1 protein-coding gene is annotated in these 677 nt (G+C 42.2%); it reads left to right on the forward strand.

Going from position 1 to position 677, the window contains the following annotated elements; all coding sequences use genetic code 11:
- Positions 1-50: 50 nt before the first annotated feature.
- Positions 51-677 (forward strand): phage terminase large subunit (locus J7R05_RS07405; RefSeq protein WP_208541784.1); only part of this gene is annotated, 627 nt, incomplete at its 3' end.

The raw sequence follows: 677 nt of genomic DNA on the forward strand, positions 1-677 counted from the left end.
TTTGTAGCGCCTGTTAGAAAGGACAAAGAAGCTGTTAAAGGGTGATTGAGATGTCTTCAGCGAAATTTGTGATCATCGAGAAATTAATCCCTTTGTTTCAAGGAACTGCTGTTGTCCGTGCCTCTTGGGGAGGGCGGGGATCAGGAAAAACACGTTCTTTTGCCTTGATGTCTGCTGTAATCGGATATCGGCATGGAAAGGCTGGTGAACGGGGTATTATTCTCTGTGCACGACAATTTCAAAATTCACTCAATGAAAGTTCGTTGGAAGAAATTAAACGGGCTATTGAGGCTTATCCTTTTCTACAGGACTATTATGAAGTCGGTGATAAATATATCAAGTCAAAAGATGGACGTATCGTTTATGTTTTTGCTGGGCTTGATCGTAATATTGCAAGTATTAAATCAATGGGGCGCGTTTTTCTCTGCTGGGTTGATGAGGCCGAACCTGTTACTGAGACTGCTTGGCAAACGCTTATTCCAACTTTGCGTGAAGAAGGAAAAGATTGGAATGCCGAATTGTGGGTGACATGGAACCCTTGTCATGAAAATGCTCCCGTGGAAAAACGTTTCCGCAATGTGAATGATCCCAATATCAAAGGTGTGGAAATTAATTGGCGCGATAATCCTCTCTTTCCCCAAAAACTAAATCGTGATCGAAAGGCGGATTTAGAACAA

Origin of the sequence: Bartonella capreoli, from assembly GCF_902813205.1 — a bacterium.
In the GTDB taxonomy this organism is placed as follows: Bacteria; Pseudomonadota; Alphaproteobacteria; order Rhizobiales; family Rhizobiaceae; genus Bartonella; species Bartonella schoenbuchensis.